The organism is Enterococcus sp. DIV1316a (assembly GCF_050536915.1).
Lineage (GTDB): Bacteria > Bacillota > Bacilli > Lactobacillales > Enterococcaceae > Enterococcus > Enterococcus faecalis.
In genome coordinates, this window is sequence record NZ_CP172913.1 from 1,300,506 (window position 1) to 1,316,604 (window position 16,099).

16 protein-coding genes are annotated in these 16,099 nt (G+C 38.4%); 15 read left to right on the plus strand and 1 reads right to left on the minus strand.

From position 1 onward, the window contains the following. The first annotated feature begins 2 nt into the window (after positions 1-2). From aroA to queG, 13 genes are all read left to right on the plus strand, one after another. Positions 3-1,289: a 3-phosphoshikimate 1-carboxyvinyltransferase gene (gene aroA, locus IGL56_RS06310; RefSeq protein WP_002357580.1), complete on the plus strand. Its 1,287-nt coding sequence runs from the start codon at positions 3-5 to the stop codon at positions 1,287-1,289. 19 nt (positions 1,290-1,308) lie between these two features. Then, positions 1,309-1,815: a shikimate kinase gene (locus IGL56_RS06315; RefSeq protein WP_002360319.1), complete on the plus strand. Its 507-nt coding sequence runs from the start codon at positions 1,309-1,311 to the stop codon at positions 1,813-1,815. Positions 1,816-1,822: 7 nt separating this feature from the next. Next, positions 1,823-2,671, plus strand: coding sequence for a prephenate dehydratase (pheA, locus tag IGL56_RS06320; RefSeq protein ID WP_002365660.1), 849 nt, complete (start codon positions 1,823-1,825; stop codon positions 2,669-2,671). Positions 2,672-2,814: 143 nt separating this feature from the next. Continuing rightward, on the plus strand, positions 2,815-3,987 hold the full coding sequence (locus tag IGL56_RS06325) for an LCP family protein (RefSeq protein ID WP_002365661.1): 1,173 nt from the start codon (positions 2,815-2,817) through the stop codon (positions 3,985-3,987). Between the two features lie 75 nt (positions 3,988-4,062). Continuing rightward, positions 4,063-4,911, plus strand: coding sequence for a DegV family protein (locus IGL56_RS06330; protein ID WP_002382324.1), 849 nt, complete (start codon positions 4,063-4,065; stop codon positions 4,909-4,911). Between the two features lie 193 nt (positions 4,912-5,104). Then, positions 5,105-5,299, plus strand: a complete 195-nt coding sequence (locus tag IGL56_RS06335) for a hypothetical protein (RefSeq protein WP_002357574.1) — start codon at positions 5,105-5,107, stop codon at positions 5,297-5,299. A gap of 11 nt (positions 5,300-5,310) precedes the next feature. Further along, positions 5,311-5,787 (plus strand): hypothetical protein, encoded by a 477-nt coding sequence (locus IGL56_RS06340; RefSeq protein ID WP_002365662.1) that lies wholly within the window; start codon positions 5,311-5,313, stop codon positions 5,785-5,787. A 77-nt stretch (positions 5,788-5,864) separates the two neighbouring features. After that, positions 5,865-6,197, plus strand: a complete 333-nt coding sequence (locus tag IGL56_RS06345) for an ACP phosphodiesterase (RefSeq protein WP_002357572.1) — start codon at positions 5,865-5,867, stop codon at positions 6,195-6,197. Positions 6,198-6,232: 35 nt separating this feature from the next. Then, positions 6,233-8,287: a cation:proton antiporter gene (locus IGL56_RS06350; protein WP_002360309.1), complete on the plus strand. Its 2,055-nt coding sequence runs from the start codon at positions 6,233-6,235 to the stop codon at positions 8,285-8,287. Between the two features lie 110 nt (positions 8,288-8,397). Beyond that, a complete protein-coding gene (locus IGL56_RS06355; RefSeq protein WP_002365663.1) occupies positions 8,398-10,287 on the plus strand; it encodes an ABC-F family ATP-binding cassette domain-containing protein in 1,890 nt (629 codons plus the stop codon). A gap of 17 nt (positions 10,288-10,304) precedes the next feature. Next, entirely contained in the window at positions 10,305-11,252 is a 948-nt protein-coding gene (locus tag IGL56_RS06360; protein WP_002398298.1) for a thymidylate synthase, read from the plus strand. Between the two features lie 17 nt (positions 11,253-11,269). Then, on the plus strand, positions 11,270-11,764 hold the full coding sequence (dfr, locus tag IGL56_RS06365; protein ID WP_002365665.1) for a trimethoprim-sensitive dihydrofolate reductase: 495 nt from the start codon (positions 11,270-11,272) through the stop codon (positions 11,762-11,764). Positions 11,765-11,787: 23 nt separating this feature from the next. Then, the gene (gene queG, locus IGL56_RS06370) at positions 11,788-12,957 is read left to right on the plus strand and encodes a tRNA epoxyqueuosine(34) reductase QueG (RefSeq protein ID WP_002381908.1); all 1,170 of its coding nucleotides are present in this window, start codon (positions 11,788-11,790) and stop codon (positions 12,955-12,957) included. 13 nt (positions 12,958-12,970) lie between these two features. On the opposite strand, the gene lexA is transcribed toward queG, so the two are convergent. Beyond that, positions 12,971-13,591, minus strand: a complete 621-nt coding sequence (lexA, locus tag IGL56_RS06375; protein WP_002357566.1) for a transcriptional repressor LexA — start codon at positions 13,589-13,591, stop codon at positions 12,971-12,973. A gap of 150 nt (positions 13,592-13,741) precedes the next feature. On the opposite strand from lexA, the gene IGL56_RS06380 reads away from it, so the two are divergent. Together IGL56_RS06380 and tkt are read left to right on the plus strand one after the other, a co-directional pair. Further along, positions 13,742-13,984 (plus strand): DUF896 family protein, encoded by a 243-nt coding sequence (locus tag IGL56_RS06380; RefSeq protein ID WP_002382327.1) that lies wholly within the window; start codon positions 13,742-13,744, stop codon positions 13,982-13,984. 71 nt (positions 13,985-14,055) lie between these two features. Then, the gene (tkt, locus tag IGL56_RS06385) at positions 14,056-16,050 is read left to right on the plus strand and encodes a transketolase (protein WP_002357564.1); all 1,995 of its coding nucleotides are present in this window, start codon (positions 14,056-14,058) and stop codon (positions 16,048-16,050) included. Positions 16,051-16,099: the final 49 nt, after the last annotated feature.

Sequence of the window (16,099 nt, forward strand, 5' to 3'; positions counted from 1 at the left end):
TGATGAGGGTGCAACTACGTACAAATGTGAAACATTTACAAGGGACTCTGATGGTTCCTAGCGACAAATCGATTTCCCATAGAAGTATTATGTTTGGAGCAATTTCTTCTGGAAAAACGACGATTACAAATTTTCTAAGAGGCGAAGATTGTTTAAGTACCTTAGCGGCGTTTCGTTCTTTGGGTGTGAACATTGAAGATGACGGGACGACAATCACCGTTGAGGGGCAAGGATTTGCAGGTTTAAAAAAGGCGAAGAATACAATTGATGTTGGAAATTCAGGGACAACAATTCGCCTAATGCTGGGCATTTTAGCTGGCTGTCCCTTTGAAACGCGCCTAGCTGGTGATGCGTCTATTTCTAAACGACCGATGAATCGTGTGATGCTTCCTTTAAACCAAATGGGAGCGGAATGTCAAGGGGTTCAGCAAACGGAGTTTCCGCCAATTTCTATTCGCGGGACTCAAAATTTGCAACCGATTGACTACACAATGCCTGTTGCGAGTGCTCAAGTGAAATCGGCTATTTTATTCGCCGCTTTGCAAGCCGAGGGCACTTCTGTAGTGGTTGAGAAAGAAAAGACACGTGATCATACAGAAGAGATGATTCGACAATTTGGTGGGACACTTGAAGTAGACGGTAAAAAAATTATGTTAACTGGACCGCAACAATTAACAGGTCAAAATGTGGTAGTTCCTGGTGATATCTCTTCTGCAGCTTTCTTTTTAGTTGCGGGTTTAGTAGTCCCAGATAGCGAGATACTTCTGAAAAATGTTGGCTTAAATCAAACGCGGACAGGTATTTTAGATGTGATTAAAAACATGGGTGGTTCCGTCACTATTTTAAATGAAGATGAGGCCAATCACTCTGGCGATTTACTTGTAAAAACGAGTCAATTGACAGCTACAGAGATTGGTGGCGCTATTATCCCACGTTTAATTGATGAGTTACCGATTATTGCTTTGTTAGCTACTCAGGCTACTGGCACGACAATCATTCGAGATGCAGAAGAATTGAAAGTCAAAGAAACCAATCGGATTGATGCAGTAGCGAAAGAATTAACAATTTTAGGCGCCGACATCACGCCTACTGATGATGGCTTAATTATACATGGGCCAACTTCTTTACATGGTGGAAGAGTTACCAGTTATGGGGATCATCGTATCGGGATGATGTTACAAATTGCTGCATTACTTGTAAAAGAAGGCACTGTTGAATTAGATAAGGCTGAAGCAGTTTCAGTTTCTTATCCAGCATTTTTTGACGACTTAGAACGTTTAAGTTGTTAACGAAGGAGGATAACGAACCATGGAAAGCATTGTTTTAATTGGTTTCATGGGTGCGGGTAAAACAACTATTGGTCAAAGTTTGGCCAATAAACTGAAGATGCCTCATCTTGATTTAGATACAGCGTTAATTGAAAAAATAGGACGCTCAATTCCTGACTATTTCGAAAAATATGGTGAAGCAGCTTTCCGAGAACAGGAAACCCAACTTTTAAAGGAGCTGTCAAAAAATACAGCCGTCCTTTCAACTGGTGGCGGGATTGTTGTCGGACCAGAAAATCGTAGCTTATTAAAATCTTTTCAGCAAGTGATTTATTTACATGCGACACCAGAAGAGCTGTTAAAAAGAATCGCAGAAGATACTGAAAACCAACGACCCTTAGCTATAGAACGTTCTTCAAAAGAAATCATTACTTTATTTGAGTCTCGTAAAAATTTTTATGAAGAATGTGCGAAGATGACAATTGATACGACCAATCGCTCGCCAGAAGAAATTATCAATGAAATTCTGCAACAATTAAAGGAGTAGAGAAACGATGAAAGTTGGTTATTTAGGTCCGATTGGTTCCTTTACGTACAGTGCAACGTTGGCTGCTTTTCCTGATGCTACATTGATACCGTACGCATCGATTCCAGCTTGCTTGAAAGCAATTGAACAGCAAGAAGTGGCATGTAGCATTATTCCAATAGAAAACACGATTGAAGGAACTGTTAACGCATCGATAGATTATTTGTATCATCAAGCGCAGTTACCTGTCCAAGCAGAGTTAGTTTTACCGATTCAACAACAATTAATGGTGGCAAAAGAGAATCAAGCGATCTGGCAACAAAGTCAGAAAATTTTATCACATCCGCAAGCATTAGCTCAATCGCAGATGTTTCTAGCGAAAAACTTTCCAGAAGCGATTTTAGAAGCAACGCCTTCAACAGCTTACGCCGCCAAATACATTGCAGAACATCCAGAATTACCTTTTGCAGCTATTGCACCAAAACTTTCTGCGGAAATGTATGATTTGACCATTGTTGAAAAAAATATACAAGATTTATCGGTAAATCAAACCCGATTTTGGGTTCTTGGTTCTGAAAATTTAGCGATTTCTTTCCCGCTATCTGAGAAAAAAATAACGCTGGCGATTACGATGCCAAGTAATGTTCCTGGCTCTTTACACAAAGCATTAAGCGTGTTTAGTTGGCGAGGGATTAATCTTAGCAAAATAGAATCGCGGCCGTTGAAAACAAAGCTCGGAGAGTACTTCTTTTTAATGGACTTAGTGAATGATCAACCAGAAAAACTAATTGAAGCAGCTTTAACAGAACTGGAACTGATTGGCGCAGAAATAAAAATTTTAGGGGATTACCCGATCTATGTTTTGTCCACACTTTAAAGAGTTAAAAATGAAAATGAAGCTTACTTATTAGATAAAGTGAGTTTCATTTTTTATTAAATTACATATTTGTAATAGGAATTTCCTGCGAAATGAGGTATCCTAAGAAAGGTGATAAAACACAGAGGTAAAGGAGTGACACGATGAGTCGTGTAGATCGTTATAAACATATTCATGAAAAATCGAGACCAGCAGAGCATAAAAAGACCTTTAATCCCCGAAAATCAATGGGTGAACATAGAGAAGAAGAACCAGAAGAACTAGCTGAAAGCCTTCAAGAGCCAGTTTACGAAGACAGCTATACTGAGGACAGTCGCAGAAGTGAGAGGCGACACCAAACAGATTCAGGTGGTGGCAACGGTTCTGACCAACCACCCCGCGGAAAAAAAGACAAGAAACCAAAAAAGAAACGTAAAAAATCAAAAACAAAACGCTTTTTCAAATGGCTAGTGATCCTATTGATTCTGTTATTTGCTTATAGTACAGTCATGTTTTTAAAAGGAAAATCTGCAGCAGAACATGATGACTCGTTGCCTCAAGAAAAAGTAGAAACATTTAATGGTGTCAAAAGTAGCAACGGGGCTAAGAATATTTTAATCCTTGGCAGCGATACACGTGGGGAAGATGCTGGACGAGCCGACACAATAATGGTTCTCCAACTAAATGGACCATCAAAAAAACCGAAATTAATTTCATTTATGCGTGATACATTCGTGGACATTCCTGGTGTCGGGCCGAATAAAATTAATGCCGCATACGCTTATGGCGGTGCTGAATTGGTTCGTGAAACGTTAAAACAAAACTTTAATTTAGATACGAAATATTATGCTAAGGTAGATTTCCAATCATTTGAAAAAATTGTTGACTCTATGTTTCCAAAAGGTGTCAAAATCGATGCAGAAAAATCACTGAATTTAGATGGCGTTGATATTGAAAAAGGGCAACAGGTCATGGATGGACATGTCTTACTTCAATACGCTCGCTTTAGGATGGATGAAGAAGGCGACTTTGGTCGGGTTCGTCGCCAACAACAAGTTATGTCAGCTGTAATGAGCCAAATGAAAAACCCAATGACTTTATTAAGAACCCCAGAATCACTTGGGAAATTAGTCGGCTATATGTCGACAGATGTGCCTGTTAGTTTCATGTTAACGAATGGACCATCATTGTTGATTAAAGGAAAAGCAGGGGTTGAGTCATTATCGGTTCCGGTACCAGATTCTTGGAATTTTGGTGAATCCTCTTATGCAGGCAGTATTTTAGAAGTAGATGAACAAAAAAATGCTGACGCCATCGAAAAATTCCTGAACGAATAAGGAAAGCATTTTAAAATATCCTTTTTTATGCTATATTAGAAACAACGTGGAAAATTAGTGAAACGAGGTTACAAAATGAAAATTGCTATTGTGACAGATAGTACAGCTTATTTACCCGAGCGCATTAAAGATCATCCGAATCTTTTTGTAATTCCCATCCCAGTCATTTTAGATGGAAAAATATACAACGAAGGCATTGACATTGAAGCAGATGAATATTATGCATTGCTAAATAATAGTAAAGAATTTCCGACGACTTCACAACCTGCTTTAGGAGAAGTGTTAGAGCTTTACAAATCAATCGCTGAACAAGGGTACGACACCATCATCAGCATTCATCTTTCTTCAGGAATCTCTGGTTTTGTTCATACATTGCACGGACTTACTGATGAAATCCCAGGCGTTGCTTTGTATCCATATGACTCAAAAATTACAAGTATGCCAATGGGACACATGGTAGAAGCTGCTTTAGATTTAACAGAAGAAAAAGCCAGCTTAGAAGAAATTTTTGCCAAATTAGATTTAATTCGTGACAATACGTATGCATATCTAATTGTAGAAGATCTGAACAACTTAGTTCGTGGTGGTCGCTTAACGAATGGCGCAGCCTTGATTGCTGGACTATTGAAGATTAAACCTATCTTGACTTTTGAAGATGGAAAGATTGTATTATTTGAAAAAATCCGTTCAACAAAGAAAGCTTTTGCTCGTGCAGAAAAGATTATTGGTGAACGAAACGCAGGGATTGAAGCACCAGTTAAACTGTACGTGATTCATGCCAATAACCGCATCGTTGCTGAAAAAGAACAAGCAAAATTACAAAAGCTATACCCAAATGCAGAAATTGAAATCGGTCATTTTGGTCCAGTTATCGGGACCCACCTAGGGGAAAAAGCAATTGGTTTAGCGATTTCAGCTCAATAATAAAAGATGAGACAAAAGTAAACTACTTCTGTCTCATCTTTTATTCTATTATTTTGTCGTTTGCTGCTGTTACTCAGCCGAATACTTTTTGTTTATAAGAAAATGTAAAATTACTCCTTTTTATTAGAAAATATCTTGCAAATTAAGCAATTCCTTACAAAGTAATGTATACTAAGGAAGAGGAGGCGGTTAAATGAAAAGAAATATAGCCTTGTTGCAAAGCGAAAAAATGAAAAAAGTTCAAGCTTTAGCAAACTACTACCAAGAATCAATTGACTTACCGCCTGGAAAAAACCGTGAGGCGGTTATCAAAAAGATTAACGAATCAAAAAAAGAAATTAAAGAAATAAATGATATATTAACAGATATTCAAAAGAAAAAGAAATAAAGGAGTCGTTTGTGATTATCGATGGATTTACGTTATTGCTATTTTTATTTGTCGTCGTTATGTATGGTTACTTTTACTTCGTACGTAAAAGTATTGTAATTCCGGCTGCAAAACATCCTACAACAAAATATTTAGTTGCTTTTTTTAGTTTAATGATTCTGGCCAATGCATTTTCGGCAGGAGATAAAATTGAAATGATTCGAAGTGTGTTATATATTTTGATTATCTTCAGTTTTCTTTACGATGCAAGAGGTTTTGCGGAGGACTGTATTATTACGCATCCTTTTGACAATCGGGGCACGGCCTTTAAAGATATCGAAAAGATTGTCCTTGTTCAAAAGCCGAACGGTATTCGTTTAGGGTATTTAAAAAAAGGCAGAAGAGGGGTGGTTTTACGCTTTTCTGCGCCACTAGAAGAAATAGTTCTTTTTCTTTCAACACGGATGAATGAAGAGGCAGAAATTGATATTATTGTTAATGAAGATTAACCATGTTCAGCTCCTAGAAATCAGCTTTTCCCGCGTTAAGTTTTGTCTGAATTTCTTTTGAAAAAAAGAAAGCAATTTTGCTTGTACTTTTGGTAAAATTTGTTATAATTAGTCAGATTAAATTTTGGAAGGAAGTTGTTTCGGTGAGTGAAGAATTTGAAAAGTGTGTCGCTGACTTGAAAAAGAAATATCAAGCAATCCCTGAAGAAAAACGACAACACTTTGCAGAACGTATGCAAAAGAAAAATTTCTTACGCTACAAAAAAATTGAATTAATTAAAGGAGAACTTCTTCGTTTAGAAGCACGACGCGCTCAATTGGAACTTTGCGAACGCAGTTCTGAGTTAGAAGAAGTTGAAAAGAAAATTATTCTTAAAAAGAAAAAATTACTTAAATGTTTTGATCGGTAAGTCAATAAAAATTTAATATAGAAGGGAATGATAGGATGGAATTTACCTTTCTAATCATTGTTTTTGCACTGTCTATTACCTTCTCAAACATATTCAACCGGATTGTTCCCGTCATTCCGCTGCCAATTGTGCAAATTATTGTAGGCGTTCTAATTGGTTTAACTAAAATGGGGCAGGAAATTGAATTTGAGCCTGAAGTGTTTTTAGTAATGATTATTGCACCGCTTTTATTTAGAGAAGGGGAGCTAATCAATCTGAAAGCAATGATGAAAAATTTCGGGATGATTCTTTTCTTGGCCTTTTTTGGTGTGTTAATTACCTTAGTCGGAGTCGGCTGGACCCTGCATATGATTTTGCCTACTTTACCATTAGCCGCTTGCTTCGCTTTTGGAGCGGCTCTAGGGCCAACGGATGCGGTGGCGGTAGGTTCGTTATCAGGTCGAATTGACATTCCTGAACGTTCGATGAACATTTTATCTGGTGAAGGACTCATTAATGATGCATCAGGCGTTACAGCCTTTCAATTTGCATTAGCGGCTTTATTAACGGGGTCATTTTCGCCGGTGGAAGCGGCAGGGACCTTGGTTATTTCCAGTATTGGTGGAGCGGTAGTCGGAATCGTGTTAGTTCTATTAAAACAGCAAATTGTTCATTTACTTGAAACTGCGGTGGCAAAAGATGTTACAGGCTACTTGTTGATTGAATTACTCTTGCCATTTATTGCTTATTTAATTTCAGAGTTGATTGGCGTTTCTGGAATTATTGCCGCTGTGATTGCTGGAATTATGCAAGCGTCTAGTTTGAAAAAAGTTTCGCTTTTTGAAGCAGAACTGTCAAATGTTGGCGAAAGTATTTGGAGTATGATTGAGTTCACCTTAAATGCCTTAGTTTTCTTATTCTTAGGAATTGAACTTTCTCAAGTGTTTTCGCCAATTTGGATTGACCAACAATATTCAAACTGGTTTCTACTAATGGTTGTTCTAATTATTAGCGCCGTTGTCTTTTTGATTCGTTTCTTAGCCATTTTCAGTGTTTACACGCTTCAACATGGCCTTAAGAAAGTTAAAAACGCAATGAATGAAATGCTGATTTTAACTTTTGGCGGTGTTAAAGGAACAGTGAGTTTAGCCACCATCTTTATTTTGCCAACAGCGATTAACGGCGAGCATTTTAAAGAACGACCGTTATTACTATTCATTACGGCTTGTGTTATTTTGGTGACTCTGATTGGCGGGATTCTAGTTTTACCATTTTTAACTGATTCAGAGACGGAAGTGGAAAATGAAGAGTCAGTCGAAATTGATTTATTACGTGATGTTATTGATGTCTTAAAACAGCAAAATGAAGAGAATCCTCGTGGTGAAATGAATGCGGTCATTGAAAATTATCAAGATCGTTTAAAAGAATTGTATACCGAGCAGCTAAGTGCAGAACGAAAACAAGAAGTGCAAGAGTTGCGGACGTTAATTGTGTCCATTGAACGAGACGGCTTAGAAGAAAGTCTGAAACAAGGAGAAATTAGTGTCAGAAGTTATCGTATGTATCAACGCTTAATTACACGGATGCAACGGTCGATTGCCAAACAATTATTATCGATTGTAGGCTTTTGGTTATTATTTGCTCGACAAATCATTTCGATTCTTTTACATCCTAAGCTATTTTTCAATCGTGGTGAAGCTTCTGAAGAAGAAAAAGAATTACGAAATGAAGAACTAGAAAATATTCGCCAAGTTTTTCTAAGAAATTCTCAAGTTATTCTGAAGAGTTTAGATAATTTGCGCGGTGTCTATGATGATGATTTAATTGATTTCTTCATTGACGGACGCTTGGATTTAGCCCATAAGTTTGAAAAAGGCGAATTTATTGATTCATATATTGTTCATACGGAGACAGACTATGTCAAAGACCTATTATTAGGCTTCCAAGAAGAACGACGGATGATTGATCATTACGAACAATCTGAACGCATTTCAATTATCGAAGCGAACGAGTTACGAAAAAATGTCAATTTATTAGAGAGTTATTCGATTAGCGGCGAAGTGAATAATGTTCCGCTGAAACGATTTGTTAAAAATTTTAATAAAGAATAAGTAATAGTGTATGAGATGAAACCAAGATGATTTTTATCTCATGCACTTTTTTTATAATCCAATTTTTGATACAATAAGCAAGACCAAAATAGAAGGAGTTGGTAGTGTCGGTGAAAGAATTAAAAGTAACAGATTTAACCAAAACATATGGGGAAAAAACACTATTTGATCATCTTTCTTTTTTGATTCATGAAAAAGATCGCATTGGTTTAATTGGGATTAACGGCACAGGGAAAACCAGTTTATTAAATATTATTGCTGGCGTAGATAGCGGTGATGGTGATCTTGCTGCAATTCAGCAGCCAAGTGATTATCAAATTGGGTACCTTTCCCAGAATCAAACATTTGACGAGAATATTACGATTGCAGAAGCCGTGTTTCAGGGAGACAGCCCGATCATAAAAGCGGTCAAAAATTATGAATTAGCGTTAGCTGCTTTAAGTGAGAATGGTTTAGACGAAGGGGTTCAAAGACGTTACACGCAAGCAGAAGAAGCCATGAATAAACAAGATGCTTGGACAGCAGATACCAATGCAAAAATTATTTTACAAAAATTAGGCATTCCCACATTGGAAAAGAAAATAGGGGAGCTTTCTGGTGGGCAGTTAAAACGAGTAAGCTTGGCGCAAGTCTTAATTGAAGCGCCTGATTTACTGTTATTGGATGAACCAACGAACCATCTGGATTATGAAACGATTGAATGGCTGGAAAACTTTTTAAATAACTATCGTGGTGCGGTTTTAATGGTGACCCATGACCGCTACTTTTTAGATCGAGTAACCAATCGGATTTTCGAACTTTCTTTTGGAAAACTGTATGAATACAAAGGAAACTATGAAACGTATGTGATGGAAAAAGCCGAACGTGAACGTGTCGCTGTAGAACAAGAAGAAAAAAGAAAACGCCTCTTCAAACAAGAACTTGCGTGGATGCGAGCAGGCGTTCAAGCACGAGGAACGAAACAGCAAGCAAGAATTGATCGGTTTCAGGATTTAAAAGAAAACTTGCATCAGGTACAAACCAATGGCACCTTAGAAGCAGACTTTGCCACGCAGCGTTTAGGGAAAAAAGTTCTGGAAATCAAGGAAGGAAATTATGCCATTGATCATAAACAGCTTTTGAAAGACTTTAATTTACTCATTCAAGCAAACGATCGAATTGGCATTACTGGTAAAAACGGTGCAGGCAAATCCACGTTATTAAATATTTTAGCTGGACGCATTCCTTTAGAGAGTGGCCTATATAGTATCGGTGAAACCGTCCGAATTGGCTATTATACCCAGCAAAACGAAGAAATGGATCCTAATCAACGGATGATTGCTTATTTGCAAGAAGCAGCAGAAGAAGTGAAACGCAGTGATGGAAGCAGCGTTGGGGTCGCTGAAATGTTAGAGCGCTTTTTATTTCCTCGTTTTATGCATGGCACACTGATTGGCAAACTGTCTGGTGGAGAAAAACGCCGGTTATATCTCTTAAAATTATTAATTAGTCAGCCTAACGTGTTATTATTGGATGAACCAACCAACGATTTGGACATTGATACGTTGACCATTTTAGAAGATTATATCCAAACGTTTAAAGGAGCGGTAATTGCGGTTTCTCATGACCGTTATTTCTTGGATAAAACAATGGATAAATTGTTAGTTTTTCAAGGAAATGGTCAGATCCTATCATTTTATGGCACGATGAGTGAATATTTGGCGAACCAAAAAGAACAAGAAAAGGTCAAAGAAAAACCGCTCAATAAACCAGTAAAAGAAGCATCGACAGAAAAGAAAGAAAAAACAAAGCTGACTTATATGGAACAAAAAGAGTGGGCAACAATTGAAGAAGACATCACACAATTAGAAACGAAATTAGAAACATTAACTGAAGAAATGAATCATCAGGGTGATGATTTTGTTCGTTTACAAGAACTACAAGAAGCGGTAACAGCAACGGAACAATTGTTAGAAGAAAAAATGAATCGTTGGGAATACTTGAGTGAATACGCGGATTAAGAGACGGAGGGAATAAGATGGAAGAAGCATACTTAGCGCTAGGAAAAAAGATTTTAGAAGAAGGTCATTTTAAAGAAGACCGTACAGGAACTGGGACGTATAGTTTATTTGGCTATCAAATGCGTTTTGATTTGGCCAAAGGATTTCCCTTACTAACAACCAAACGAGTACCGTTTGGCTTGATTAAAAGTGAGTTATTGTGGTTTTTAAAAGGCGACACGAATATTCGCTATTTGTTAGAGCGAAATAATCATATTTGGGATGAATGGGCGTTCGAACGTTACGTAAAAAGCGCAGATTATCAAGGACCAGACATGACGGATTTTGGGCATCGTGTCTTACAAGATCCAGCGTTTGCAGAACAATACAAAGAAGAACATCAAAAGTTCTGTGACACCATTTTAAATGATGCAGAGTTTGCAGAAAAATATGGTGAATTAGGGAATATTTATGGTGCGCAATGGCGTCACTGGGAAACCAAAGATGGTAGCTTTATCGATCAATTAGCTAATGTGATTGAAATGATTAAAACCAATCCTGATTCTCGCCGTTTAATTGTTTCTGCTTGGAATCCAGAAGATGTGCCTTCAATGGCGTTGCCGCCTTGTCACACTATGTTTCAATTTTATGTAAATGAAGGAAAATTAAGCTGTCAACTTTATCAGCGCAGTGCCGATGTTTTTTTAGGTGTTCCTTTTAACATTGCAAGCTATGCTTTATTGACACATCTAATTGCACATGAAACAGGTTTAGCAGTGGGGGAGTTTGTACACACGCTAGGAGATGCCCACTTATATCAAAATCATGTGGAGCAAATGCAAGAACAATTATCACGAGAAGTTCGTTCTTTTCCAACGCTCGTTTTGAATCCAGACAAGGCTTCTGTTTTTGATTTTGATATGGAAGATATTAAAGTAGAAGGCTATGACCCACATCCAACGATTAAAGCGCCGATTGCCGTATAAAAAAGGAGAGAGAAGCTATGTTAGCAGCCATTTGGGCCCAAGATGAACAAGGAGTGATTGGTAAAGAAGGCAAATTGCCTTGGCATTTACCCAACGACTTGAAATTTTTCAAGGAAAAAACAATTCATAATACATTGGTCTTAGGACGTGCAACTTTCGAAGGCATGGGATGTCGTCCGTTACCAAATCGAACAACGATTGTTCTTACCAGTAATCCGGATTACCAAGCTGAAGGCGTTTTGGTTATGCATTCCGTAGAGGAAATTCTTGCGTATGCTGACAAGTATGAAGGCGTGACCGTTATTGGTGGAGGTTCTGTCGTTTTTAAAGAACTGATTCCCGCATGCGATGTCTTATATCGGACGATGATTCATGAAACATTTGAAGGCGACACCTTCTTTCCAGAAATCGACTGGTCTGTTTGGGAAAAAGTTGCCACTGTTCCCGGCATCGTGGACGAGAAAAATCTCTATGCACATGACTATGAAACGTATCATCGAAACGATAAATAATAAAATGAAGGGAGGCATGAGCAATGCCGACATTGAAAGAAAAAATTATTCAAGAGAGTCAACGTTTAGGCATCGATAAAATCGGCTTTACTCATGCTGAACCATTTATTGAATTAGAAGATTCTCTGCATGAACAACGAGAGCGAGGATATAACTCGGGGTTTGAACATCAAAATGTGGAAGAACGAATTTACCCAGAAAAAACGTTTGAGCATCCTAAAAGTATTATCTCCATTGCTTTAGCTTATCCCACCAAAGCTCAGGGAAAAATGCCTAGAGATGAAAAGCGTGGACAATTTGCGCGAGCCTCTTGGGGAATTGACTATCATCACATTTTGCAGGATCGGTTGCAAAAATTAATTGCTTTTATTGAAGAGCAAGCTGCCACTGAAGCAGAAAAAGAACACTGGCGCTTTCGGCCGCAGGTGGATACTGGCGAATATGTTGACACCGCTGTTGCTCAGCGGGCGGGTTTAGGATTCATTGGTAAAAATGGTCTACTGATTACCGAAGAATTTGGTTCCTTTGTATATTTAGGTGAGGTGACCACCAATATTCAATTTGAACCAGATGAACCTGTTCCAAATGGTTGCGGTGATTGTACTCGTTGTATCACAGGGTGTCCTACAGGGGCTTTGTTAGGGGACGGTCGAATGAATGCTCAAAAATGTTTGTCTTATCAAACGCAAACAAAAGGCATGATGCCTGAAGAGTATCGGAAAAAAATGCGTAACGTTATTTATGGTTGCGACATTTGTCAGCTGGTTTGCCCTTATAATAAAGGAAAAGATTTTCATTTTCATGAAGAGATGGAGCCAAAGATTGAAGAAGTTTATCCCAAATTGGCACCGTTATTAACTATTTCCAATAAAGAGTTTAAACAGCAATTCGGACACTTAGCAGGCTCTTGGCGTGGTAAAAAACCATTGCAACGGAATGCTTTAATTGCGTTAGCGAATTTGGGCGGCCGTGAAGCTATCCCACAAATTATTCTCTGTTTAAATGATCAGCGTCCTGTCATTCGCGGAACAGCTGCTTGGTCGTTAGGTCAACTCGCAAAAAGAGAACCCGAGCAAAGTTTAGAAGCTTTAAATTATCTACTTTCTGTAGAAACTGAAGAAGAGGTTATCGAGGAAGCTCAAAAGGCTATTTACTTGTTAACAAGCAAAAAAGGAAGCCGCTCAACGGAGTGACTTCCTTTTTTTATTAAATATGATTGCGATATAAACCAACAACTTTACCTAAAATTGTAACGTTATCTAAAAGAATAGGCGCTAATGCATCATTTTCAGGCTGCAAGCGGATATGATCTACTTCTCGGAAGAATCGTTTACAGGTTGCTTCATCTTCATCGGTCATTGCGATTACGATGTCGCCATTATTGGCATTCGATTGCTTACGAACAATCACTTGGTCGCCATCTAGAATACCTGCGTTAATCATACTTTCTCCTCGAATCGTCAACATAAATAAAGCATTTTCTTCTGTACGTAAATCAGGAGGTAACGGGAAGAAATCTGATGCTTCTTCCACCGCTAAAATTGGTTCACCAGCAGTTACGACACCTAACATCGGAATAGTTGTCGGCTGAATTCCGATCTTTTCCAAGCCTTCTGGTGTTAATTCGATTGCTCGCGGTTTTGTTGGGTCACGTAAGATTAGACCCTTTTTTTCAAGACGAGCTAAATGTCCGTGAACGGTAGAAGTTGAGGATAAATCAACAGCCTTCCCAATTTCGCGAACGGTTGGCGGATAGCCCTTTAATTCGACTTGTTCGTATATATATTTAAGTACTTCTAATTGTCTTGTTTCTGTACGTTTCGCCAAAACCCGCACCTTCTTTCAATTGATAAAATTAGTGTACCATAAAATGCGAACGAAATCAAACAAGCGTTCGTGTTTTATAAATATCAGAATATAGTTGTTTTTTTAAGGCAGTTCTTATAATATAGACAGTGAGAGTAAGGAGGGATTTTGATGTTATCGAAAGAAAAAATTGCCCGTATAAATGAATTAGCGAATAAAGCAAAAGTGGAAGAACTTAGTGCGAAAGAAAAAGTCGAACAACAAGAATTACGTAAAGAGTATTTAGAAGCATTTCGTGGAGGGATGCGTCACCATATCGAAGGAATGAAGGTCGTGGATCAAGAAGGGACCGATGTGACTCCTGAAAAACTAAAAAAAATTCAGCGTGAAAAAGGACTTCACAACAGAAAGTAATTGCTTTCATTGTCGAAATAAGCTACACTATGAATAAAGGTAAAAAAAACCTAAATTAGGAGATGATTTTTTTGTTTGACAAGACAGATCAATTGGGCGTTAATACAATCCGGACATTAAGTATTGAAGCCGTACAAAAAGCGAACTCAGGACATCCTGGTTTACCAATGGGTGCTGCCCCAATGGCGTATGCACTTTGGACAAAACATTTAAAGGTGAACCCAACAACTTCTAGAAACTGGGTTGATCGTGATCGTTTTGTACTTTCAGCAGGCCACGGCTCTGCTATGTTGTACAGCTTATTACATCTATCAGGATACAACGTAACAATTGACGATTTGAAAAATTTCCGTCAATGGGATAGTAAAACACCAGGGCATCCAGAAGTGCACCACACAGATGGTGTTGAAGCAACAACAGGACCTCTAGGACAAGGGATTGCTATGGCTGTTGGTATGGCAATGGCTGAAGCGCATTTAGCTGCAACTTATAATCGTGATAGTTTCCCTATTATGGATCATTATACGTACGCAATTTGTGGTGATGGCGATTTAATGGAAGGTGTTTCTCAAGAAGCAAGTTCAATGGCTGGTCATATGAAATTAGGTAAATTAATTGTCTTGTACGATTCAAATGACATCTCATTAGATGGACCAACTTCTAAAGCCTTTACTGAAAATGTTGGAGCTCGTTATGAAGCATACGGATGGCAACATATTTTAGTTAAAGATGGCAATGATTTAGATGAAATAGAGGCTGCGATTGAAGCGGCTAAAGCTGAAACGGATAAACCAACATTGATTGAAGTTAAAACAGTCATCGGTTACGGAGCACCAAAAGAAGGAACATCTTCCGTTCACGGCGCGCCAATTGGTGAAGAGGGCATTACAGCGGCTAAAGCTGTTTATGGTTGGGAATACCCTGACTTTACTGTGCCAGAGGAAGTCGCTGCTCGTTTTAAAGAAACGATGATTGACGAAGGCCAAAAAGCTGAAGAGGCTTGGAATGAGATGTTTAAGAACTATGAACATGCGCATCCAGAATTAGCCAAACAATTTAAAGAAGCTTTTGCCAACCAATTACCTGAAGGTTGGGAACAAGAATTGCCTAAATATGAACTAGGAACAAGTGCCGCAAGTCGTGTAACAAGTAAAGAAACGATTCAAGCTATTTCAAAAGTTGTTCCAAGTTTCTGGGGCGGTTCAGCTGATTTATCTGCCTCAAATAATACAATGGTTGCTGCAGAAAAAGATTTTGAACCTGGTCAATACGAAGGCCGTAATATTTGGTTTGGTGTTCGCGAATTTGCAATGGCTGCAGCAATGAACGGGATTCAATTACACGGTGGTAGCCATGTTTATGGCGGGACATTCTTCGTCTTTACTGACTACTTGCGTCCAGCAATCCGTTTAGCCGCTTTACAAAAAGTTCCTGTAACTTACGTCTTAACGCATGACTCTGTTGCGGTGGGTGAAGATGGGCCAACACACGAACCAATTGAGCAATTAGCAAGTGTTCGTTGCATTCCAAATGTTCATGTGATTCGTCCAGCAGACGGCAATGAAACTGTTGCTGCTTGGAAAATTGCTATGACTTCTACGGAAACACCAACTATTTTAGTTCTAAGTCGTCAAAACTTACCTGTTTTAGAAGGAACGTTAGAACACGCTTCTGATTCTGTTCAAAAAGGTGCTTATGTATTGTCACCACAAAAAGGTGAACAACCATCAGGGATTTTAATTGCGACTGGTTCTGAAGTAAATCTAGCAGTGGAAGCACAAGCTAAATTAGCGGAAGAAGGCATCGATGTATCTGTCGTGTCAATGCCAAGTTTTGATTTATTTGAAAAACAATCTGCTGAATATAAAGAAAGTGTGTTACCTAAAGCTGTGACAAAACGTGTGGCGATTGAAGCTGCAGCAAGCTTTGGTTGGGAACGCTATGTAGGAACAGAAGGCAAAACAATCACAATTGATCACTTCGGCGCTTCTGCACCTGGCGGTCTAGTTCTTGAAAAATTCGGCTTTACTCCTGAAAATGTGGTTAATACCTATAAATCACTATAAATAAAGATTAAAAAACCTGAATGCTTGTGATAGCATTCAGGTTTTTTTG

Coding starts and splice junctions, on each gene's coding strand:
- aroA (WP_002357580.1), top strand. CDS start 3: ATGAGGGTGCAACTACGTACAAATGTGAAACATTTACAAGGGACTCTG.
- IGL56_RS06315 (WP_002360319.1), top strand. CDS start 1,309: ATGGAAAGCATTGTTTTAATTGGTTTCATGGGTGCGGGTAAAACAACT.
- pheA (WP_002365660.1), top strand. CDS start 1,823: ATGAAAGTTGGTTATTTAGGTCCGATTGGTTCCTTTACGTACAGTGCA.
- IGL56_RS06325 (WP_002365661.1), top strand. CDS start 2,815: ATGAGTCGTGTAGATCGTTATAAACATATTCATGAAAAATCGAGACCA.
- IGL56_RS06330 (WP_002382324.1), top strand. CDS start 4,063: ATGAAAATTGCTATTGTGACAGATAGTACAGCTTATTTACCCGAGCGC.
- IGL56_RS06335 (WP_002357574.1), top strand. CDS start 5,105: ATGAAAAGAAATATAGCCTTGTTGCAAAGCGAAAAAATGAAAAAAGTT.
- IGL56_RS06350 (WP_002360309.1), top strand. CDS start 6,233: ATGGAATTTACCTTTCTAATCATTGTTTTTGCACTGTCTATTACCTTC.
- IGL56_RS06360 (WP_002398298.1), top strand. CDS start 10,305: ATGGAAGAAGCATACTTAGCGCTAGGAAAAAAGATTTTAGAAGAAGGT.
- dfr (WP_002365665.1), top strand. CDS start 11,270: ATGTTAGCAGCCATTTGGGCCCAAGATGAACAAGGAGTGATTGGTAAA.
- queG (WP_002381908.1), top strand. CDS start 11,788: ATGCCGACATTGAAAGAAAAAATTATTCAAGAGAGTCAACGTTTAGGC.
- IGL56_RS06380 (WP_002382327.1), top strand. CDS start 13,742: ATGTTATCGAAAGAAAAAATTGCCCGTATAAATGAATTAGCGAATAAA.